Here is a 22,464-nt window from a genome sequence, read left to right as displayed (position 1 = left end):
GAAACAATCAAGTATGTTGGCATTCACTAAAAGCAGTACTCAATTTTGACCCAATATCAGGATGACCACCAGAAACAGGCGGCATTGCTGAATACCAGAGTTAACATAAGGAGCCGAGTACAGTACAACGAGTACATTAGCAAAACCTTTAACTATAAAATGTTTATATCCACAATGGAGGCTCAGGTAAACATAAACAAAAGTCACATTTACAAAAGCTACATGAATAAAAGCGTTTATTGTAAAACGGGTCAGCACCAATACGTGCTAAACACTGAGATAAAATGAGGTAACAACTGTCACGTTTAGTTAGATGTAGATTAGTTATATAAAGAGAGTCATATTTACACTGATATGTTAGTTAGCGTTTTTAGCGTGTGATTTAATGTAAGTGCAATACGTTGATTTGATTAAAAGTCATTAGTTTACTTAGTGTTATTTGTATAGTAAAAACTGTAAAACGTATAAATGTTTATTTATGTAATGTGTTAACGTTTACCATTAGTTGAGTTTTGATATTTATAGACACCTTAAATAATGTTTACTTATCAACTTAAAAGGAGGAAATCTAGACTTGACGAAAATTGTAATAACAGTAAATGAAAGTTTTTATACGCTCCATGTATTAACATGTTAGGTTTTAAAGTAAAAAATAATAATGGCAATAATGGTAATAATGTAAGTAGCAAGACCTAAACGCGTGACAAGGCTAAGCTGTTCTTACAGCAAAATGTACCTAGTACAACCAATGAGCCGTAAATCGTTTATTTTTAAATGTTCGTTTTGTTAGTGTTAGTTTTTAATGTTATAGCTCCATGCAAGTGTTAATTGTTAAAATATAAGTGCAAGACATGTCAACGTAAGTTCGCTGGTACTGCAAACTGCATAGTTTCAAGGTTATACGCTATGCTGCATAAAGTACTTGTTAATGTTCATTGTAAATGCAAGTCGTTATCTAGTGAGTTGTCAATGTTTTACTGTTACACGTAAATGTAAGATAAACGAATGTGTTACCTTGTCCCACACTGACCATAAGGAGGATAAACTCGCTTGACCATATATACATACTTGAACCAAACCAGCGCACCCTCGGGTGCGCTTTCTTTTTAGATTACCTTTAAGAAAGTTTTGATTGACAGCTAAGCCCTAGCCCTTTAGTTTTAAGATCATGAAAATGATAACAGCAGCTTTTTTTACTTTCTTTTTTACACCCCCACTCTAGGAGGCGGATTTACTGTGTAAAAACGAAAGTAAAAATCCAAAGCCTCCCAACTGGGAGGCTTTTTTGTCTTAAACGATTGATAAAATACATGGCGGCAATTGAGGTCAGAATGCATACACCACAGCCTTTAAATCAAACCCGAGAGCAGATCACCCATCTGGATAATGAACTGCTGGCATTACTCGCTGAGCGCCGTCGCTTAAGTTTAGAAGTAGCCCGTAGCAAAGAAGTGGATGTCAGACCCATCAGAGATACTCAAAGGGAAAAAGAACTGCTCGCTCGCCTCGTGAAAGAAGGCAGAGAGAAAGGATTAGATGCCCACTATGTTATCTCCCTTTACCAGAGCATCATTGAAGATTCAGTATTGAATCAACAAGCTTACCTTCACGGCCGCGCCAATCCAGAGACACAAAAACAACAGTATTGTATCGCTTACCTCGGTGCTAGAGGTTCATACTCTTATCTCGCAGCTACACGCTATTGCCAACGTCGCCAAGTTGAAATGCTGGACTTAGGTTGCCAAACTTTCGATGAAATAGTGCAAGCCGTTGAGTCTGGACATGCTGATTATGGTTTCCTGCCGATTGAGAACACATCTTCAGGTTCAATCAACGAAGTCTACGACGTGCTACAGCACACCAGTCTGTCGATTGTTGGCGAAACGACGATTGAAGTCAGCCATTGCCTACTAGGAAAAGCTGGCAGTAAATTAGCTGAGATCAAAACTGTCTATGCCCACCCTCAGCCTATTAGCCAATGCAGCAGATATTTAACTCAACACAAAAACTTGAGACTGGAATACTGCTCAAGCAGCGCAGAAGCAATGGAAAAGGTAAACCAAAGTCCAGATAACAGTGCAGCAGCGATTGGCAGCGCCGAAGGTGGTGCACTCTATCAACTTGAGTCCATAGAAGCAGGTTTAGCGAATCAGAAGATCAACCAAAGTCGCTTTATCGTTGTTGCACGCAAAGCCGTTGCCGTACCAGAGCAGTTACCCGCTAAGACTACATTGATCATGGCAACAGGCCAAAAAGCCGGTGCTTTAGTGGAAGCCTTACTGGTTCTAAAAGCGCATCAGTTAAACATGAGCAAATTAGAGTCACGCCCGATTCCAGGGACTCCTTGGGAAGAGATGTTCTATTTGGATATCGACGCGAATATCTCCAGTGAATCTATGCAGGCGGGTTTAAAGCAACTCGAGCGGATCACCCGTTTTATCAAAGTATTAGGCTGTTATCCTTGTGAAACAGTCAAGCCCACACAGCTGAGCAACAGCCAGCTACTGATTGAGCCCAGCACCTCTAAGGATCAAGTCATCAGCGAAAATGGTGCTAATGCCAGTCCAGTTCGATATAGCAAAGCCTATAAAGAGCAAGCCAGTGAAATCAACTGTGGCGCAATGACAATCGGTGCAGGGCATGTCGGTGCCATAGCCCAAATCACACTGAATAATGACATTTCACATTTAGCATTATCGGCTTTCGAGCAGCAAGTGAAGCAGCTTAAAGAAGCGGGATTCCAAGCCGTTTTGCTCAGCGCTGTTAATCAACTGACTATGGCAGAAGTTACTCTCGCTAAACTACGCCAAATCCTGCATCAATATGGCCTAGTGTGCATTATTGCCATAGCGCAAGAAGCTGATATGCCATTAGCAGTCCAGCACGCCGATATGTTATTCCTCGCAGGCAAGCAGATGTTTAACCAAACTTTACTGACTCAAGCAGGAACCCTACCGATACCTTTAATACTTGAGCGTAACGATATGGCAAGTTTTGAAGAATTACTCACGGCAACAGAAGTCATTTTAAGCCAAGGCAATCAGCAACTGGTTCTGTGTGACTCAGGCATTAGAACCTTAAATAACGCCAATCTACCTACACTCGATTTAGCGAGTCTGATCCAGATTAAAGCCACGAGCCATTTGCCGATTTTGATCAACCCAAGTTATGCCGTATCAGATGATGCCCTATTGGTTCAAACACAAGGTATTAAACAGCTTAAAGTGGATGGATTGATACTCAATTGTCCACTAGCTAGCAGTGATGACCATGAGTCGCTTAACTTAATAAGCGCTGTGGTACGGGAATTATATCGGGCGAACTAAAGCTTTGATCTTGATTGATTTAATTTAAAGTGAAATGTGGTTAGTTCGAAGTGTGTTAAGGGAAAAATAAGACATCTTTTATCCCTAATTGACTCAGACAAGCTTGCTAGCCAGTGTGATGACTAGCAGGCTTAATATTGTTTAGTATTGCAGCGCAGTGATCCTTTATGCATTTTAAGAAGAGCCAACAGCACTCGATGGTTTAGTAACGGCATTACTCCTACGGATAAGCCCTGTCATAGTAGAGCCCTGCACTAAAATCGAAAATACGACGACGGCATAGGTCATCACTAACAACAACTCCCGCAGCTCTACACCACCAATAGCATCTATGACGATACCCTCAGGCAAACTCATCGCCATAGCGAGGGCTAATCCTCCCCTTAAACCACCCCAAATCAAAATCGTCTCAGCATAGGGGTTGTATGACTTAAACAATCGAAAGCCCAAATAAGGTAATAACACACTCATTGCACGCGCCAACAACACTATTGGTATAGCCACAAACATAAACCACCATAATGGCGCTTTAAAAGTGACTAACAAAAGTAATAAACCAAGCAATAGGAAGAGTAAGGCATTAAAGAAGGATTCAATCAGCGACCAAAAAGTAAATAGTTTCACTCGCTCATTACGAGCAAAAAACTTAGGCACGCTGAAATTTCCTATGATGATCCCCGCACTCACCATAGCTAAAGGACCAGAAACACCAAGCACATCCGCCATGACATATCCCGCGGTTGGGATCAGCAGGGTAACCAGCATTAATTGCGTTTCTTCCTCGCAGTAGCGGAAAAAATGATGCAGCAGAAAACCAAGCACGCCACCGTAAATAACCCCACCTACTGCCTCACGAATAAATAACTCAGAGATATGGATAAACGTCAGTGGCTCGGTGGAGAAAGCCAATTGCGATATTGCCACAAAAATCACTAACCCTATGCCATCGTTAAATAAAGATTCTCCTTCTACTTGAATCGCAATATCTTCCGGCGCACCCATTTTCTTTAAAATAGCCAAAACAGCGATAGGATCGGTGGGCGAAATCAAGGCGCCGAACAGTAAGCAGTGGCTGAATTGTAGCGGGAGACCCAGCATAGGCGCGAACCAAAATAACAGCCCACCTATAATAAATGTCGACAATAAGGTGCTTATAAAAGCAAGGATTAGGATCTCCCACTTTTGATGCCTCAGTATTTTTAAGCGGATTTGTAATGCGCCAGCAAAGAGTAAAAAACCGAGCATGCCATTGAGCAGTAAAGCTTGAAAATCGAGTTTCTCTAAGCCAGAGACAAAATACACATAAATGTCCCCACCTAAAGCCTTTCCCCCAAGGAGCAACAACAAACTCATTCCTAGGGCAATAGCAGTAATGGCCACAGTTTCCTGCAGTTTATGGACGCGAGAGGAGATAACCGAAGTCACTAGCGCCAACGCGCAGAGGACACACAGAATTTGGTAGCTGGACATAAGAGCCTCTAAAAATCATCAATTTAGAGACTCTAGCACAAGTTTAGATTTCTAAACCATCCAATAGACTTAACCACCCTTTAATGATCCTGTGGCAAAACCAAATGATCCCAAAGAGATAAATCGAAAGACTGAGCCAAGTCAGTGGAACGCAATAGCCGAGCACTAGCAAGCCAAGAAAGGCGAGATTAGAATGCCGTTGCCAACGTAAATGCGACGCCAATAATGGATTACCATGGAATTGGCGTTGGGAAAGATTAATGAACAAACTTAGCAGCACAGGAAGTAATAATAAGGGAAAACCCGACATCAAGGCGTACAACAAATGTCCCAGAGTACGGTCTTCAATTTTTGCGGCATAAGTAGTTGTCATTGTCATTGAGAGACTCCAGCCAGACTAATAGACTGGGCGCAAACATCATACGCCCTTGCCATTAACCTTACGTTCTCACTGAGATAAGCGCAACTAAGGATTAGAAATATTTCCATCCATTTAAAAATAAGTCACAAGTAAATGACGCTGATTAGCAGCACGTTAAAGTTTAAGTGTCACGTCGGATGCTAATGTTGTGGAGCAAGCGAGTACAAAACCGGCCTCAATTTCTGCAGCAGTCAGTGTCATCACACTTGTCGATACCGTTTCTCCCTCCAAGACTTGACACTTACACGCGCCGCAAACGCCCGAACGACAGGCTGCAATAATCGGCAACCCTTCGGCCTCAATTCCCTCCAGCAGACTTTGTCCTTGATTTAGCGTCGTGCTTCGATCGCCAATAGACAAGGTAAAAGTCCCTTCAGGTGGGTTTTCACTCGTTCCATCTGACGAGTTTGCTTGCATAAGCTGACTGCGGGCAACTTTCTCGGCCGTGGCAAAACTCTCATGGTATAACCGACTCATATCAAAATTGAGTTCGACCAATAAGGCTTTTACCGCTTGCATATAAGGTTCTGGCCCACAAAGGTAGATAGTACGCTCTGCAAAATCAGGTACTAAGGTTTGTAGCATCTGTGCACTTAACCGCCCGAAATCGAATGCTATCTTTGGTGAACACCCCAGTGTTTCAGTGACAGTCTCAAGTACGTAGCTGAGCTTAAATGCATTAAAACGGTTGGCCATAGTCGCCAATGATGACTTAAAAATAATATCATTCTCTGATCGCGCACTGTGCACAAAGGCAATATCAGCATCAATTTGCGTATCAGTCAGATAACGCGACATAGAGTACATGGGGGTAATACCGCAACCAGCACTCAAAAAAAGGTATTTCTGCGCCGTTATAGCTAACAGATTAGCATCTAACTTTTCAGTCTCTGGCTGTTTATGGCTTAGCCGAGCAATATCAAACAGATTAAATTGCCCCGCGGGCGGCAGCACTCGCACACTCTGGCCGAGTAATAGATTGTCGATAAGATAATTAGATACGAGTCCACCCGCAACACGCTTAATCGTCACCATCAAGGAATATGGCCTAGATGGCGATGATGACAAGGTATAACTGCGGCACACTTGCTCGCCATTAATCTCAAGCACAAAGGTCATAAACTGACCGGGCTTATAGTCAAACTTCATCGGCTCGCCCGCTTGAAAACGAAAACTCACGACATCCGAGGTTTCATTCCAGCGTTCGACGCACACTAATTGATTAACACTTCCAGGTTTATGGGGCGAAACCGATAATGCCCGCGCTCCCGCTATCACACTCATGTTCATAGCATTTACCCACAAAACACTGCGGCCTCAGTAAATAAGCAAAAACCGCAGTTCAGCAACAATTCTTGGTTGATTTAAGCCACGTTTAACATATTTTTTAAATCGGCTTCGACTGTCGTGGTATTACGCAAGCCAAACTTATCTTCCAAAATTTTGGCTAAATTGGCCGTCAGGAACGCAGGTGGCGTCGGGCCTGTTCGAATATTTTTAACGCCAAGTGACAACAGGGTCAGCAGTACTACAATGGCTTTTTGCTCAAACCAAGAAAGCACTAAGCTTAGAGGTAATTCATTGATATCACATTCAAACACTTCAGCTAATGCAATCGCTAACTGAATCGCTGAATAGGCATCGTTACATTGGCCCACATCGAGCAAACGTGGAATACCGTTAATGTCACCAAATTCGAGCTTATTGAATTTATACTTACCACAGCCTAGCGTCAGGATTATTGAATCCTTAGGTGTGGATTTAGCAAGTTCAGTGAAGTAGCTTCTGTCGGCTTTGTCGCCATCGCAACCGCCAACAAGGAAGAAATGCTTAATCGCACCACTCTTTACATTTTCAACCACGGCGGGCGCTGCGGCCATCAAGGCATTGCGGGCAAAACCAATAGTGATAGTGTGTGGGATTTCATCATAGATAAAGCCTTCTAAGGCTAACGCTTTATCAATGACAGCCGAGAAATCATCTCCTTCGATATGCACCACACCAGGCCAGCCCACTATGCTGCGAGTAAAGATACGATCACTATAACTACCCACATTTGGATCGATAATACAGTTAGATGTCATCACTACAGCGCCAGGGAAATTGGCAAATTCTTGCTGTTGATTCTGCCAAGCACTGCCGTAATTTCCGACAAGATGTGCATATTTTTTAAAGGCTGGATACGCTAGTGCAGGAAGCATTTCACCGTGGGTAAACACATTGATACCCTTGCCTGCAGTCTGATCGAGAATAAGCTCTAAATCCTTCATGTCATGGCCAGAGACTAGTATGGCTTTACCCTTAACTGACTTAGTGTTGACCACTGTTGGCTCAGGATGACCAAAGGCCTGAGTTTCACCCGCATCCAGCATTGCCATTATGCGGTAGTTCAACTGACCTATGTCCATAGCCGTAGTAAACAGCTTATCGCCATCTACACTCGGCTCACCTAAGAAAGACATGATTTCATGGAAGCGCCCTGCCACATCAGCATCAGTCTGACCCAACACGCGAGCATGCTCCATATAAGCAGCCGCGCCCTTAAGACCATATAAACACAATAACCTCAATCCCATGATGTCTTCATGAACTTCATGCTTATCTTTATTCAGCAGTGCAATCGGTGCCTGCGCTAGCATTTCAATCTTACTGGTCCCCAGCACTAACTGAGCGACTTGCGGCACTTGCTCAGCAGCAATACCGGCTTGTTCACAAGCCGCTTCGTAAGAAGCTTTTAACTGAGCACGATACTTAGCCGCCTGCTGGGTATAGGCCATAATGCGCTCATCATCGAAGTTGACGTTGGTGAGGGTCGCGAAAAAGGCTTTAGGCACAAAACTATCAATTTCAGCATCGATAATGCCCAGCTCGCGAGCTTTAACCGCATAAACAGACACGCCTTGCAGCATGTAAATCAGCAAGTCTTGCAGATCGGACGTTGCCGCCAACTTGCCACACATACCTTGGGAATAACTACAACCATTGCCAGCGGGTGTACGAATGGTTTGCTCACACTGAATACAGAACATGGATAGACTCCTAATTTAAATTCATGCTTTATTTTTGCATGTTTAAAACTAGTCTACCTAAACGTGCCATAAGCGACAGTCATTTCTAAAGTGAGATGCTAAATGTTAGAGAAAGATCACCTTAAGCAATTACTAATAAATACAATGTGACCTGTTAAAAATCCATAAAAAAACGCCCATCAATGATGGGCGTTTTAAAGAGTAACTGTTTATTTATTAATTGGTTTTCATATCATTTACCGATTGCAGCATAATACGGCTTTCGCGTTGGAATTGAGGGGCAAAATCCCCAAACCATTTGGCGACACTTTGGAACTGCTTAATAAACTCGTTCCTGTCACCCCGTTTTAGTAGCTCTAACGCTTCACGGTAGTTATCTAAATAATCACCAATAGCATGCTGGCTATCTTGCTGTGCAAAAATAATATCGGCGTAAAGCTCTGGGCTTTGGGCGAATAAGCGCCCTACCATAGCTAATTCTAATCGGTAAATCGGCGAGCTAAATTGCAGTAAAGTATCAATATCGGCCTCTTCCTTACACAGATTCAAACCATACACAAAGGTCGAGAAGTGACGCATTGCCTGCACTAGCTGCATCGCATTGTCGTGACGCTCAGGTTCTGCTTCGACAATCCGAGCTCCCCAAATGGCGATCTGCTCAAGTAACCACTGGTATTTTTCCGGCGAGCGACCATGACACACCACCACGACTTGCTTCGCCAGACTGCCCACATCAGGACCAAACATAGGATGAAAACCAACGACGGGACCAGAATGCGCCTCAAGCATGGCTTTAACTGGCTCAGTCTTGATGGAGGTCAAATCCGCCAGAATGCAATCTGCTGGTAACTGGGTCAGCTTTTCACGAATAAGCTCGCAAGTAATCGCAATCGGCACAGTCACTAACACCATCCCCGCATCGGCAAATAGGTTATCCGCTTGCTGCCAATCATCTTTATCGAGCAGATTCACTTGGTAGCCGGATAAGGTCAGCATTTGTGAGAAAAGTCCACCGAGTTGCCCTTTACCGCCGACAATCACCACAGATCCTAAATCTTTTTTGACTTGTTTAAAGCCTACATCTTTCTCATTAAGGTAAGACTCGCGCATCAAGCGACGCAAAATATCTTCGATCAACTGCGGCTCGATCCCCATAGTTTTTGCTTCTTCACGGCGTTTAGCCAGCATGGCGGCTTCACGCTGAGGTGCATAAATAGGTAAACCGGCGCCGTGTTTCACCGTGCCCACTTGCGCAACGAGATCCAAGCGCTTACGCAGTAAGTGCAGTAATTGCTGATCAACACCATCAATCAGGCCGCGAAGGTGTTCTAATTCGGCCGTTGTTTTTTCATTCATACCTGAGTCCATTAAGCTGTAACCAATTTAAGCATTAGCTACTTTAAGCATATCGAAACGCGTTGGAAGTATTGAAGATAACTTCGCTGCGCCTTCCCGTAAAATGGTTTCTGTTTTTTCCCAATTAATACAAGAATCTGTTACAGAAACACCGTAAGCTAGCTCGCTTAATGGCCTATCACAACTTTGATTGCCTTCATTTAAATGACTTTCTAGCATGACGCCAATAATCGACTTATTGCCGTTATAAATCTGCTCGAACACATCTTCACACACAGGCTTTTGGCGGCTGTAGTCTTTGGATGAATTGCCATGGCTGCAATCGATGATCAAACGGGCATTGAGTTTGGCTTTATGGAGCTGCGTTTCACACTCTGCCACACTTGCCGCATCATAGTTGGGCGTTGCACCACCGCGTAAAATAACATGGCCATCGGGATTACCTGCAGTTTGCAATAATGCGACTTGGCCCTGTTGGTTAATACCCATAAATCTGTGGCTACTGGCCGCCGATTTTAGCGCATTAATCGCTACATCGAGCTTACCATCGGTGCCATTTTTAAAGCCCACCGGCATAGACAAACCCGATGCCATTTCTCTATGGGTCTGCGATTCAGTGGTGCGAGCGCCAATGGCAGACCAAGTGACAAGCTCAGAAATGTACTGAGGACTGATAGGATCGAGTGCTTCGGTTGCAACAGGCAGTCCTAACTCGGCCAACCAAATCATCAGCTCACGGGCCATTTTCAGGCCTTTTTCGACATCGAAGGATTCATCCATATCGGGATCGTTGATCATGCCCTTCCAACCTACCGTAGTACGCGGCTTTTCAAAGTAGACTCGCATTAAGATATAAAACTCATCACTGAGTTCATCGTGCAGAGTTTTAAGCCTTAAAGCGTATTCTTTTGCGGCGGCGATATCATGGATTGAGCAAGGGCCAGTGACAATTAATACTCGATTGTCACGCTTATGAACAATATCAGCCACGGTTTTGCGAGCATTGAGGATATAGCGATAAGCATGCTCAGAGAGTGGCAAGGCATTTTTAAGCTCTTGCGGCGTGATTAAGACTTTCTCTGAACTGATGTGTACGTTGTTAATCGTATCTTGTTGCATGCTTACCACCTAAGACTTAGTGTTTAACCCAGTTGTCGAAGCAGGACTTCAAGTCAGCTTGGGTATTCATTTCGGATATAAAATAGCGTAAATCCGTCGCAATGTACTTTTGTAATGTTACACCATTACAATCGGACGACCACTATGCCTTTTCATTCTCTTTAGATCAAGTATAAATACTCAAAAAACAGCAACAAAAAACCGCCACTAGGGCGGTTTTCTGTGCGAACACTACGTCTTGTTTTCTGTAGCGGTAACTATTACTTAGTTGCCAGCTTCTCACGGATACGTGCAGATTTACCTGAACGATCACGCAGATAGTACAGTTTGGCGCGACGAACGCGACCACGACGCTTAACTTCAATGCTAGCGATCAGTGGGCTGTGCGTTTGGAAAGCACGCTCAACACCTTCGCCATTAGAGATTTTACGTACTGTGAATGCAGAGTGCAGACCACGGTTACGCTTAGCAATTACAACGCCTTCAAAAGCCTGTAAACGCTCTTTATCGCCTTCTTTAACACGAACCTGAACGACTACTGTATCACCAGCACCAAACGCAGGTACGTCTTGTTTCATTTGCTCATCGTTGAGCATTTTAATGATGTTGTTCATAACTTACTCCGTTCTAGAATTAACTGAGCTACGACTAAGCATGCTTGTTCATTGCTTCAACGAACTGCGCTAATAGAGTCGTTTGTTCGTCAGTCAGAGCTAGATTTTGCAATAATTCTGGCCGTCTAAGTAAAGTCCTACCAAGGCTTTGCTGTAAACGCCAGAGTCTAATTTGTTCGTGGTTGCCACTTAGCAGCACTGCCGGTACGTCAAGACCATCCAAGCTTTCAGGGCGAGTGTAATGTGGGCAATCCAGTAAACCGTCGGAGAAAGAATCTTGCTCCGCCGAAGCTTGTTTTCCTAGCACGCCAGGAACCAATCTCGATACTGAATCTATCAGAGTCATCGCCGGTAATTCGCCGCCCGAAAGCACGTAATCCCCTATCGACCACTCTTCATCCACTTCCGTTTGAATGATGCGTTCATCAATACCTTCGTATCGACCACAGACCAAAATCAAACGTGATGATTGAGCCAACTCAGTGACGCCTTGCTGATCCAGCTTGCGTCCTTGAGGTGACAAGTAAATCACCTTCGCACCTTCACCCGCTGCGGCTTTCGCTGCATGGATGGCATCGCGTAAGGGTTGCACCATCATCAACATTCCGGGACCACCGCCGTAAGGCCTGTCATCTACCGTATTGTGTCTATCATGGGTGAAATCACGGGGATTCCACGTATGCAACTCGAGCAGGCCGTTTTTCACGGCTCGACCCGTAACACCAAAGTCTGTCACGGCACGGAACATCTCTGGGAACAGGGTTATTACCCCTAACCACATCTGTTGTACCTCGACTTAGAAGTCAGGATCCCAATCCACTAAAATCTGTTTACCTTGCAGGTCCACCGTTTTGATGAACTGCTCAGGGACAAAGGGGATCATACGTTCCACTTTGCCGAAACTATCTTTAGCGTTGGCTTTAACGAGTAATACGTCGTTCGATCCTGTTTCCACGATCTGATCGACAATCCCCATGTTATAGCCTGTTGTATTGACCACTTCGCAACCGATGAGATCACGCCAGTAGAATTCATCTGCTGGCAAATCGTTCATCTGTTCCGGCAAAATCGCAATCTCACAATTTGTGAGCATTTGCGCTTGCTCCCGTGTTTCTACGCCATCAAGTAAGGCAACAACGGCCTTACCTTGATAACGCCACTGGGTGACCTTTATTTCGCGCCATTCACCATTTTCTTTAATAAGCCAAGGTGAATAGTCAAAGATACCTTCAACAGAATCGGTATAGGCGGTGATTTTCAGCCAACCTTTAATGCCATGACAGGAGCCTAATTTCCCCAGTACGACTGGCTGTTGGTTACTGCTCATCAATCTATACCTTAACGCTATTAAGCTGTTGCTTTACGAGCGTCTTTGATCAGTTTTGCTACACGTTCTGTAGCAGCTGCACCGTTAGAAACCCAGTGCTCAACGCGAGCTAGGTCTAAACGTAAAGTTTCTTCTTGGCCACGGGCCAATGGGTTGAAGAAACCAACACGCTCGATGAAACGACCGTCACGAGCGTTACGGCTATCAGCAACAACGATGTTGTAAAATGGACGCTTTTTTGCGCCGCCACGAGCTAAACGAATGGTAACCATGCGTTTTCAATCCTCTAATGATTTGCTTGAAGCAAAAATAAAAACTGGAACCCCGTGTTCGCGAAGAGTCCCAGATAGAAAGCCGGAAGATTTTACCTGACTTTCCAACGAATGCAACCAAAGATGGCGATTATTACGCCTGCGCCCTCAGTAAGCGGTTCATTGTTGCCAGATTCAACCGACTGATAAAGTGCTAAGTTTAACTAAAAATGCCCGATTAACGTCCCGGAAATTTCATTCCTGGCGGCATCATGCCACGCATTCCGCGCATCATTTTTTGCATGCCGCCTTTAGCAGACATTTTTTTCATCATCTTTTGCATTTGAGTAAACTGTTTCAATAAACGGTTTACATCTTGAATTTGCGTGCCAGAACCAGCTGCGATGCGACGTTTGCGTGAGCCCTTGATTAAATCAGGGTTCTTACGCTCCTTGGAAGTCATCGAATTAATGATGGCTTCCATTTGACCTGTCATCTTGCCGTCTTGGATTTGCGCTAAGGCTTCTGGGGGCAATTGACCGACACCGGGCAGTTTTTCCAGCATATTCATCATGCCGCCCATATTTTTCATTTGCTGTAACTGCTCACGGAAATCTTCTAAATCGAAACTGCCACCTTGCTTCACTTTCGAAGCCAGCTTCATGGCCTTTTCTTTATCGACGCCGCGCTCAACTTCTTCGATAAGCGATAACACATCGCCCATGCCCAAAATGCGTGAGGCAATACGGTCTGGATGGAATGGCTCTAACGCGTCGGTCTTTTCACCCACACCGAGGAATTTAATCGGCTTGCCCGTAATGTGGCGAATCGATAACGCCGCACCACCGCGCGCATCACCATCGACTTTGGTTAAGATAACCCCTGTCAGTGGCAAAGCTTCGTTAAACGCCTTAGCGGTGTTTGCCGCATCTTGACCTGTCATAGCATCAACAACGAACAAGGTTTCGATAGGCTTAACCGCTGCGTGTAAGCCTTTGATCTCGTCCATCATGGCTTCGTCGACATGCAGACGACCCGCGGTATCGAGGATCACCACATCGATAAACTTTAATTTAGCGTGGGCAATCGCCGCTTTCGCAATGTCGATTGGCTTTTGGCTAACGTCCGATGGGAAAAACTCCACCGCCACTTCTTGCGCTAACGTCTCAAGCTGTTTAATCGCCGCAGGGCGATAAACGTCAGCACTGACGACTAATACCGATTTTTTATGGCGTTCGCGTAAAAATTTACCCAGTTTGGCCACACTGGTGGTTTTACCCGCACCTTGCAGACCTGCCATCATAATCACAGCTGGCGGCTGAGTGGCTAAATCTAGGGCTTCATTCGCCTCGCCCATGGATTTTTCAAGTTCACTTTGAACTATCTTAATAAAGGCTTGGCCAGGGCTTAAGCTTTTAGAGACTTCTTGGCCTACGGCACGTTCTTTTACGTTATTAACAAATTCACGCACCACAGGCAGGGCAACATCGGCCTCCAGCAGTGCCATACGCACTTCGCGCAGGGTTTCCTTAACGTTTTCTTCAGTTAAGCGACCACGGCCACTGATATTTTTCAGTGTGCGTGACAGTCTGTCGGTTAGGTTCTCAAACATCGTCCTGTTCTATACCTTTAAGAATCTCGATTGATGGGCTGTATTATAACGATGCATGCGCATTATGCTACTGCTGCACCTATCTTGATTGTGGTTAAGTGTTTTACTTGCGCTGAGTCATGTTTTATTGTCGTCGACACACTATTTAACCCTAACAATAAGAATCTGCTAAATTTTGCAACTCATGTCACTGCCCATTTGCCGACAGCTCATGTTATTCTAGGGAAAATATTGATCTGTATGCCCCGTTTTTAAGGCACCTTTAACTACACAAATAGGTTAATTACCCATGGTCATCTTTTCTGCCTCAGCCATGTTTTTTTATTGCATTGCATTGGTACTAGTGACGAGTCGATTGTTTCACCCAGACGGTCCGAATCGCCGTGCTGTCGCAGGCTTTGCCGCTATTGCGGTAATTTTGCATGCCGCAGCATTATCACAAGTGATTTTCACCACAGATGGCCAAAACTTTAGCCTGACGAATGTGATTTCCTTAGTGAACTGGATTATCGCTTTTACTTTTACGATATTGATGTTCAGGCTGAAAGTCATCGTCGTCGTGCCCGTGGTTTATGCCTGTTCAGTGCTTTCGGTTGCCCTACTCTGGTTATTGCCGCCTAAGTTCATCACGCATTTTGAGCTTTATCCTGAAGTATTAGCCCACGTCGTATTGTCACTCATGGCCTACAGCGCCCTGATGATTGCCGCCCTGTATGCGATACAACTGGCGATGATCCAAAATAAACTGAAGAAAAAACAATTTATGCTGAGCCCTGGCATTCCGCCGCTGATGACAGTTGAAAAACAACTGTATCACCTAGTGATTATCGGCGTTATCTTGCTCAGTTTGTCGCTCGCGACTGGTTTTATCTTCCTTGAAGATATGTTCGCCGATGGTAAAGGTCATAAGGCAATTCTGTCGATAATGGCTTGGTTTGTATACATTACTATGCTGTGGCAACAGTATTGGGTCGGTTGTAAAATTCGTACCGCAGTCATTTATACTCTGACTGGCGCATCCTTACTTTCGCTCGCATATTTTGGCGCGCGCATTGTCAAAGAGTTAATCCTCAACTAAACATTTAAGTCGGCTGGGGCAGTTATTGCTGCGGCCGACTTGACACTTTTTTTAAATGTCGGTATTTACTTAAGTTTACTGGCCACATTGGAGCCTTTTTTGGACGCTATATCGACAAGCGCACTCCTGATCGTTTTACTAGTGCTTATCCTATTCTCTGCCTATTTTTCAGGCTCAGAAACCGCAATGATGACTCTCAACCGTTACCGTCTACGCCACTTAGCCAACAATGGCCATAAAGGGGCGATTAGAGCCTTGAAGTTACTTGAGCGTCCTGACCGTTTGATTGGATTGATCTTAATTGGCAATAACTTAGTCAATATTTCCGCATCTGCTATTGCGACTATCATTGGTATGCGTCTTTGGGGCGACTTAGGGGTCGCTGTTGCAACAGGCGTGCTTACGTTAGTCGTGCTCGTTTTTGCTGAAGTCACGCCAAAAACCATCGCCGCGCTAAATCCTGAGCGTATTGCTTTTCCCTCTAGCATACTGCTACTTATACTTTCCTCGACCTTTGCCTATGTTGTCTCAAGCGTTAATTTAATAACCACAGGCATCTTACGTTTGATGGGGATAAAAACCGTTAATAGTAGCGATGCGCTAAGCCAAGAAGAGTTGCGCACAGTGGTACATGAGGCAGGGGCACTCATCCCCCGACGCCACCAAGAAATGCTGTTATCTATCTTGGATTTAGAGAAAGTCACCGTTGAAGATATTATGGTGCCACGCTCAGATATCTACGGAATTAACGTCAATGACGAATTTAAGGTTATCAATCGTCAGGTAATCCAAAGTCCACATACCCGAGTTTTAGTGTATCGCGACACCATAGACGATGCAGTGGGCTTTATTCACTTACGTGACGCCCTGCGCCTCCAATCTAAAGAGCAATTTAGCAAGTCATCTTTGCTACGTGCAGTGAAAGAACTCTACTTTGTGCCAGAAGGTACGCCACTCAATGTGCAGCTAGCTAACTTCCAACAAAATAAAGAGCGCATCGGCTTAGTCGTTGATGAATATGGTGATATTCAAGGTCTAGTAACACTCGAAGATATTCTCGAAGAGATTGTCGGCGACTTTACCACTTCTATGTTGACCACCCCGAGTGAAGACATTAAGGTCCAGCAAGATGGTAGCTACTTAGTTGATGCGGGCATTACGATCCGCGATTTGAATAAAGAAATGAAGTGGAACTTTCCCACCGATGGCCCTAAAACCCTCAATGGTCTGATTCTGGAGTATCTGGAGGAAATTCCTTCTGCGAATACCAGTTTACGTTTAGCAGGTTATCCATTAGAGATAATTGATGTGTCAGAGAATATGATTAATACAGTGAGAATTATCCCGCTGTATTATCATCCCCCCAGAGTTTAATCCTCAATTTTGAGCATAAAAAATGGCCGAACCACACAAGTTAAGATGTGGTCCGGCGGACGATTTCCTCCAAGCGATGATGCTCCCCCAAGCTATAAATCTATCTACTCTAATTCACTATCTAGCCAAGCTATGCAGACTTTTTCGCCTCAAGCATACGACGCTTCTCAAGCGCCATTGGTGTTATCTGGGCATTCAGCGCCTTTTCTAAGCCCAACATAAAATACACTTCCGCCATTAAGAAAAATGGCCCAATTAATAGCTGATTTAAGTCATCCACAAAGGCAGGCTTGGCTTTTTCATATTGATGGCCGATTAGCTGGAACACCCAGCCCACCAAAAATACCCCTAAGGCAAGCCAAGTGGCACCAGCGATATGCGCCGCCCACTCAGTTGTGAGCAGCACAGGTACCATAAATAAGATGAGCCCCATTGAAAGCCTTAAGTGTAAACGGACATAATAGGCCAACACGAATATACCGACTATCACTGCTAAACTTGCCTCCCCCATACTGCCCAGCGGAATACGCACTGTGGCCAACAACAGGAAAGCAGACCAAATAATCAGTGGGATGCCAATAAAATGGGTCTGAATATTACGCTGATTTAAATGCACACTTTTGTAGGTCGATAACTGCTCTGCGGCGGATTTCATGTCGGGTTCCTCTTCATTTGCCCCTGATTTTACGTGCGCCAAATTGAGCGACGCGCAAGCCATAAACTAACGTAAAACAATTAAGCTGAACAGTAAAAGTAAATAAATTGTTGCATTCAGTAATTTGGCACTGATTTGGATACCCATCCAGAAATGAAAAAAGGAACCCTAAGGTTCCTTTTTTACCGCCAACAGACACAAACTCGGGTTTATTGAGACTCTATGATTACCGTCGCAATCGCATAGGATTTTTCATCGGCAATAGAGATATGCCCAACCGTCGCTTTAAGCTGCTGTAAGCGCGTCAGCGCACCCTCGGTAAAGTGAATCGTCGGTGCACCATCCTCATTGTTGCCAATGTGAATATGCTGAAACGACACACCGCGGCCAATACCCGTACCGAGGGCTTTGGCTGCGGCTTCTTTTGCCGCAAAACGCTTGGCAAGATAACGACTTGGCTGACTATGGGCAGTATAAATGGCTAACTCAGACTCGGTCAGCACACGTTTCGCCAGCTTGTCACCTGCGCGTGCCACATGGACCTGAATACGCTCAATCTCGACGATATCTGTGCCTAGGCCGACAATCGCCATTATTCGCCTCGACGACCTTCAAGCATTAACACTTTCATGTCTTTCACTGCTGTCGCTAAACTGTCAATGGCGGCACGTGCGACAATCGCATGACCGATATTGAGTTCATATAACTCAGGAATCGCCGCAATCGGTTTCACGTTGTGATAATGCAGACCATGACCTGCGTTAACCACTAAACCTTTGCCATGGGCGTATTTTGCCATTTCGCTAATACGCGCTAACTCAGTGGCTTCTTCTGCTTCCGTTTTAGCATCGGCATAACAGCCCGTATGAATTTCAATAAGCGGTGCGCCAGAGGCAACAGCGGCATCAATTTGAGTTTTATCGGCATCGATAAATAAGGAGACTTGAATACCCTCAGCAGCTAAACGACTAACTGCAGCAGTGATTTTATCTAATTGTCCCGCCACATCTAAGCCACCTTCAGTGGTGACTTCTTGACGTTTTTCTGGCACTAAACAGACATAGGTCGGCTTAATTTCACAGGCGATGTTAAGCATTTCTTCGGTCACAGCGCATTCAAAATTCATGCGGGTTTTCAAGGTTTTTGCCAACAAATATACATCGCGGTCTATGATGTGGCGTCTGTCTTCACGCAAATGAATAGTGATGCCATCGGCGCCAGCATGTTCAGCAACGGCAGCAGCATGCACAGGATCAGGATAACTGGTGCCACGGGCTTGGCGCAGAGTAGCAATATGGTCGATATTCACGCCCAATAAGATACGGCTCATCGGGAACTCCTTAATGTTTAACGCTGATATTGCGGCCTATTGTACTTAGGCTCACGCTAAAAAACAGGAGCTAGGGCGAATTATTCCCATCAATCTTAGTTGGTACGGCAGTGCTGACGAACAATTGTCGACTCAACAAAGGTTTAGTCCCGAGTAATGGCGTTAACAGGGAGCGCATCAACAACTTCGCGCTCAAAAAATGTGCTTCGGTGAGCTGGTTATCGTTAAGCGCCGTCAACATTGCCCCTTGGTAGGCGTTGCGAGCACGGGAGTTAAGCACAAATTGAAAACCTAACTCAGGCACGAGCTGGTAATAATCGTCAGGCACGAGTGGTTCACCTTGAGTATCGCGGCTAAGAGAAGGCATAAAACCTAATTCCCGCAGCAAGGCAAGCTCAATATAACGCAGTTGGGATTGGCAAAACTTCGCGGCAAGGCCGACTAAAGCTTGATGATAAATGAGGAACAACTCTTCGGCATTGTGCTGTACAGACAAAGTGCGAACCAATAACTCATTGATATACATGCCAGCAAACAAGCTTTGACCAGAAAGAGGCACAGCAGGCGCAGCGGCTTCGACTTGAGTTAAGGTTTTTAATTCAGACTTACCGCTAAATTCGAAGATCAGCGGTTGAAAGGGCTGGAGAATACTCTTGATAGAGCGCTTACCGCTGCCGGTTCGGGCAACCACATCAACCCGTCCAATGCCGTCAACTAACAGGTTAACTAAGACACTGGACTCTCGATATGGGCGATGATGTAAAACGTAACCACGTTTCATCGGTAAGCGCGCTCGCTGAAATTAATGCTTAATCGTCGCCGTAACCTAAGCTACGCAAGGCGCGTTCATCATCGGCCCAACCGGATTTCACTTTCACCCACACTTCGAGGAAAACTTTATTATCAAACAAGGTCTCCATGTCTAAGCGAGCTTGAGTTGCGATAGTACGAATACGTTCGCCCTTGCTACCAATCACCATACGTTTTTGACCTTCACGCTCAACAAGGATCAAGGCATTGATTTGATAAACACCATTTTCCATCATCTTGAACTGTTCAATCTCAACTGTCGCATCATAGGGTAATTCATCACCTAAGAAGCGCATCAGTTTTTCACGCACAATTTCCGACGCCATAAAACGTTGCGAACGATCGGTAACATAGTCTTCAGGGAAGAAGAAAGGTCCTTCAGGAATCGACGCCGCCGCTAGCTCTAAAATGCGCTTAACGTTGGTACCTTTACTGGCTGAAATCGGCAAAATTTCATCGAAAGGATATTTTTTGGCGACTTCTTCCAAATACGGGAACAGCGATTCTTTGTCTTTGATATTGTCGACTTTATTGATCGCCAGAATTGTCTGACGCTCTTCACCGCCACGGCGTAATTTACTCAACACCATCTCATCATCGGCGGTCCACGTCATGCCATCGACCACAAAAATCACCATAGCCACATCGGCAAGCGAACTGGCTGCTGCGCGGTTCATCAGGCGGTTAATCGCCCGCTGCTCTTCTATGTGTAAACCAGGTGTATCGATGAACACGATTTGCTTCGGACCATCAGTATGAATACCCATGATACGGTGGCGCGTTGTTTGTGGTTTTTTAGAAGTAATACTTACCTTCTGACCAAGCAAACGGTTGATTAACGTTGATTTACCGACGTTAGGGCGACCAATGATCGCCACCATGCCGCAATAAGTGACATCGTATTGGGCCGACGGCGTTGGCGCGGCCGCATTCATCCTTGCCAGTAATTCATCTAAACTCGGCTCAGTTGCCGCTTTTGCAGCATCGATACCTGACAAGTCTGTTTTTTTGGTCATTTCTTTAGTAACTCCAATACTTGAGCGGCCGCGATTTGCTCGGCTTTACGGCGTGAACTCGCCACACCAATGACGCTTTGACTCAAGTCTTCAATACGACATTCAACGGTAAATGTCTGATCGTGGGCATCGCCTTCTATGTTGATTACTTGGTAATCAGGCAGCGGCTTTTTAAACCCTTGTAAATGTTCTTGCAGTAATGTCTTAGCGTCTTTCTGGCTGATCCCAGGTTGGATTTCGGCCAAACGCTCGGCATACCATTTCAACAGTAATGCACGGCAAACTTCGAGATCGGAATCAAGGTAAACGGCGCCAATAATGGCTTCAACCGCATCGGCAAGAATCGACTCGCGTCTAAATCCGCCACTTTTCAACTCGCCAGGACCGAGATATAAATAATCGCCGAGCTTAAACTCTTGGGCGATGATAGTTAAGGTATCACCGCGAACTAAGGTGGCACGCATCCGGCTTAAATCGCCTTCGGTTGCCTTCGGAAACTGATGATACAAAGCATCAGAAATCACGATAGATAAAATTGAATCACCTAAAAACTCTAAGCGCTCATTATGCTTATTTGCCGCACTTCTGTGGGTCAGCGCTTGAGTCAAAAGCTCAATATTCTTGAACTCATAACCTAAAGTACGACACAAACGTGGCAAATTTTTAATCGGTTCCATGCTATTTAATTCCACCTACACGCTCAAAACGCACACCGCTAGGCACCCAAGTTGGGAGGAAGTCGGCTTTTGAACGGTCAAATTCAAAACTAATCCAAATCGCTACCGCTTTACCAACCAGGTTTTCTTCTGGCACAAAGCCCCAGAAACGACTGTCGGTACTGTTATCGCGGTTATCGCCCATGGCAAAGTAATGGCCTTCTGGCACTAAAAACTCACCCGCGGGTAAATTACCTTCACGCTTAAAATATCCCAGCATGTCAGGTCGACTTGGGTTGATCAAAATATCGTGGGCGACATCACCCAATTCCTCTTTATAACGCAGCAACGGCACACCATCTTGGCTGTAATCACCACGACTGATCTCAGTGCGGGCGATAACTTGCGGTTCTGGGCAAGCTGTTTGCTCAACGCCACAGGCCTTCTGTATCATCAACTGCTTGTTACGGTAAATAATTCTATCACCCGGCAAACCGACAACACGTTTAATGTAGTCAATGGCGGGGTTTTCAGGATACTTAAATACCACTACATCACCGCGTTTTGGCTCGCCAGTTTCAACCAGTTTAGTGCGCCATACGGGATCTTTAAGCCCATAACTAAATTTTTCCACCAGAATGAAGTCGCCCACTAAGAGGGTTGGCATCATAGAACCCGATGGGATTTGAAATGGCTCATAAATGAATGAACGTAGGATCAACACAAAGGCAATAACAGGGAAGATAGAATGCGCGGTTTCGACTATGGTCGACTCACGAATGATTTGGTACTCAGCTTCTTCAGTTAAATTCGCTTGTGATGCCTTTGCTAACGCTAAACTCTCACGACGCTTTGGAGCGAAAACGAGCACATCGACTAACCAAATAAGTCCTGAGATCAGGGTGATTAGCACTAGAATAATGGAAAAATACGCTGCCATTGCTTATTGAACTCCTGCCTTAAAAATAATTAAAGGTGCCTAACTCAGCGAATATCATACTTTAGTTAACTTACCGTATT

Annotated in this window: 21 protein-coding genes and 1 other annotated feature; of the genes, 3 read left to right on the top strand and 18 right to left on the bottom strand. The window is 44.9% G+C overall.

Features of this window, described 5'->3' with window-relative positions:
• The first annotated feature begins 1,173 nt into the window (after positions 1-1,173).
• Positions 1,174-1,290, top strand: a sequence feature (Phe leader region).
• A 41-nt stretch (positions 1,291-1,331) separates the two neighbouring features.
• A complete protein-coding gene (locus KFE26_RS06960) occupies positions 1,332-3,326 on the top strand; it encodes a chorismate mutase (protein WP_212599993.1) in 1,995 nt (664 codons plus the stop codon).
• 174 nt (positions 3,327-3,500) lie between these two features.
• Here the strand turns inward: KFE26_RS06960 and KFE26_RS06955 are convergent, their stop codons facing one another.
• The 11 genes from KFE26_RS06955 to ffh all read right to left on the bottom strand — a co-directional run bounded on the left by KFE26_RS06955 (position 3,501) and on the right by ffh (position 14,525).
• Positions 3,501-4,796, bottom strand: a complete 1,296-nt coding sequence (locus KFE26_RS06955) for a sodium:proton antiporter (RefSeq protein ID WP_212599992.1) — start codon at positions 4,794-4,796, stop codon at positions 3,501-3,503.
• A gap of 43 nt (positions 4,797-4,839) precedes the next feature.
• A complete protein-coding gene (locus KFE26_RS06950) occupies positions 4,840-5,175 on the bottom strand; it encodes a hypothetical protein (protein ID WP_028760805.1) in 336 nt (111 codons plus the stop codon).
• Between the two features lie 156 nt (positions 5,176-5,331).
• Positions 5,332-6,507, bottom strand: coding sequence for a hybrid-cluster NAD(P)-dependent oxidoreductase (locus KFE26_RS06945; protein ID WP_212599991.1), 1,176 nt, complete (start codon positions 6,505-6,507; stop codon positions 5,332-5,334).
• Between the two features lie 74 nt (positions 6,508-6,581).
• Positions 6,582-8,246: a hydroxylamine reductase gene (gene hcp, locus KFE26_RS06940; RefSeq protein WP_212599990.1), complete on the bottom strand. Its 1,665-nt coding sequence runs from the start codon at positions 8,244-8,246 to the stop codon at positions 6,582-6,584.
• Positions 8,247-8,462: 216 nt separating this feature from the next.
• Positions 8,463-9,602: a bifunctional chorismate mutase/prephenate dehydrogenase gene (gene tyrA, locus KFE26_RS06935; RefSeq protein WP_113940659.1), complete on the bottom strand. Its 1,140-nt coding sequence runs from the start codon at positions 9,600-9,602 to the stop codon at positions 8,463-8,465.
• A gap of 27 nt (positions 9,603-9,629) precedes the next feature.
• Complete coding sequence (locus KFE26_RS06930; protein WP_113940660.1) at positions 9,630-10,721, bottom strand: 3-deoxy-7-phosphoheptulonate synthase; 1,092 nt, start codon at positions 10,719-10,721, stop codon at positions 9,630-9,632.
• Positions 10,722-10,981: 260 nt separating this feature from the next.
• A complete protein-coding gene (gene rplS, locus KFE26_RS06925) occupies positions 10,982-11,335 on the bottom strand; it encodes a 50S ribosomal protein L19 (protein ID WP_006080791.1) in 354 nt (117 codons plus the stop codon).
• Positions 11,336-11,369: 34 nt separating this feature from the next.
• Positions 11,370-12,116 carry a tRNA (guanosine(37)-N1)-methyltransferase TrmD gene (gene trmD / locus KFE26_RS06920; protein ID WP_028760810.1) on the bottom strand — a complete coding sequence of 249 codons (747 nt, stop codon included), beginning with the start codon at positions 12,114-12,116 and terminating at the stop codon, positions 11,370-11,372.
• Positions 12,117-12,131: 15 nt separating this feature from the next.
• Positions 12,132-12,662, bottom strand: a complete 531-nt coding sequence (gene rimM / locus KFE26_RS06915; RefSeq protein WP_006080789.1) for a ribosome maturation factor RimM — start codon at positions 12,660-12,662, stop codon at positions 12,132-12,134.
• 20 nt (positions 12,663-12,682) lie between these two features.
• A complete protein-coding gene (rpsP, locus tag KFE26_RS06910) occupies positions 12,683-12,934 on the bottom strand; it encodes a 30S ribosomal protein S16 (RefSeq protein WP_006080788.1) in 252 nt (83 codons plus the stop codon).
• A gap of 217 nt (positions 12,935-13,151) precedes the next feature.
• A complete protein-coding gene (ffh, locus tag KFE26_RS06905) occupies positions 13,152-14,525 on the bottom strand; it encodes a signal recognition particle protein (RefSeq protein WP_006080787.1) in 1,374 nt (457 codons plus the stop codon).
• Between the two features lie 289 nt (positions 14,526-14,814).
• On the opposite strand from ffh, the gene KFE26_RS06900 reads away from it, so the two are divergent.
• Together KFE26_RS06900 and KFE26_RS06895 are read left to right on the top strand one after the other, a co-directional pair.
• Positions 14,815-15,603 carry an inner membrane protein YpjD gene (locus KFE26_RS06900; protein WP_028760813.1) on the top strand — a complete coding sequence of 263 codons (789 nt, stop codon included), beginning with the start codon at positions 14,815-14,817 and terminating at the stop codon, positions 15,601-15,603.
• A 99-nt stretch (positions 15,604-15,702) separates the two neighbouring features.
• Positions 15,703-16,977: an HlyC/CorC family transporter gene (locus KFE26_RS06895; RefSeq protein WP_113940661.1), complete on the top strand. Its 1,275-nt coding sequence runs from the start codon at positions 15,703-15,705 to the stop codon at positions 16,975-16,977.
• Between the two features lie 130 nt (positions 16,978-17,107).
• Here the strand turns inward: KFE26_RS06895 and KFE26_RS06890 are convergent, their stop codons facing one another.
• The 7 genes from KFE26_RS06890 to lepB all read right to left on the bottom strand — a co-directional run bounded on the left by KFE26_RS06890 (position 17,108) and on the right by lepB (position 22,384).
• Positions 17,108-17,632, bottom strand: a complete 525-nt coding sequence (locus KFE26_RS06890; protein WP_212599989.1) for a DUF962 domain-containing protein — start codon at positions 17,630-17,632, stop codon at positions 17,108-17,110.
• A gap of 209 nt (positions 17,633-17,841) precedes the next feature.
• The gene (gene acpS / locus KFE26_RS06885) at positions 17,842-18,225 is read right to left on the bottom strand and encodes a holo-ACP synthase (protein WP_028760816.1); all 384 of its coding nucleotides are present in this window, start codon (positions 18,223-18,225) and stop codon (positions 17,842-17,844) included.
• Positions 18,225-18,962: a pyridoxine 5'-phosphate synthase gene (gene pdxJ / locus KFE26_RS06880; RefSeq protein ID WP_212599988.1), complete on the bottom strand. Its 738-nt coding sequence runs from the start codon at positions 18,960-18,962 to the stop codon at positions 18,225-18,227. The genes acpS and pdxJ overlap by 1 nt, the downstream gene beginning before the upstream one ends.
• Positions 18,963-19,032: 70 nt before the next feature.
• Positions 19,033-19,743, bottom strand: a complete 711-nt coding sequence (gene recO / locus KFE26_RS06875; RefSeq protein WP_212599987.1) for a DNA repair protein RecO — start codon at positions 19,741-19,743, stop codon at positions 19,033-19,035.
• A 28-nt stretch (positions 19,744-19,771) separates the two neighbouring features.
• Positions 19,772-20,788, bottom strand: a complete 1,017-nt coding sequence (gene era / locus KFE26_RS06870; protein WP_028760819.1) for a GTPase Era — start codon at positions 20,786-20,788, stop codon at positions 19,772-19,774.
• Positions 20,785-21,465, bottom strand: a complete 681-nt coding sequence (rnc, locus tag KFE26_RS06865; protein WP_012088603.1) for a ribonuclease III — start codon at positions 21,463-21,465, stop codon at positions 20,785-20,787. Before rnc ends, era begins: the two co-directional genes overlap by 4 nt.
• 1 nt (position 21,466) lies before the next feature.
• A complete protein-coding gene (lepB, locus tag KFE26_RS06860) occupies positions 21,467-22,384 on the bottom strand; it encodes a signal peptidase I (protein WP_028760821.1) in 918 nt (305 codons plus the stop codon).
• Between the last annotated feature and the right edge of the window lie 80 nt (positions 22,385-22,464).

Origin of the sequence: Shewanella sp. M16, assembly GCF_018224605.1 — a bacterium.
GTDB classification, from domain to species: domain Bacteria; phylum Pseudomonadota; class Gammaproteobacteria; order Enterobacterales; family Shewanellaceae; genus Shewanella; species Shewanella oncorhynchi.
This window is presented reverse-complemented; position numbering and strand designations above follow the sequence as displayed.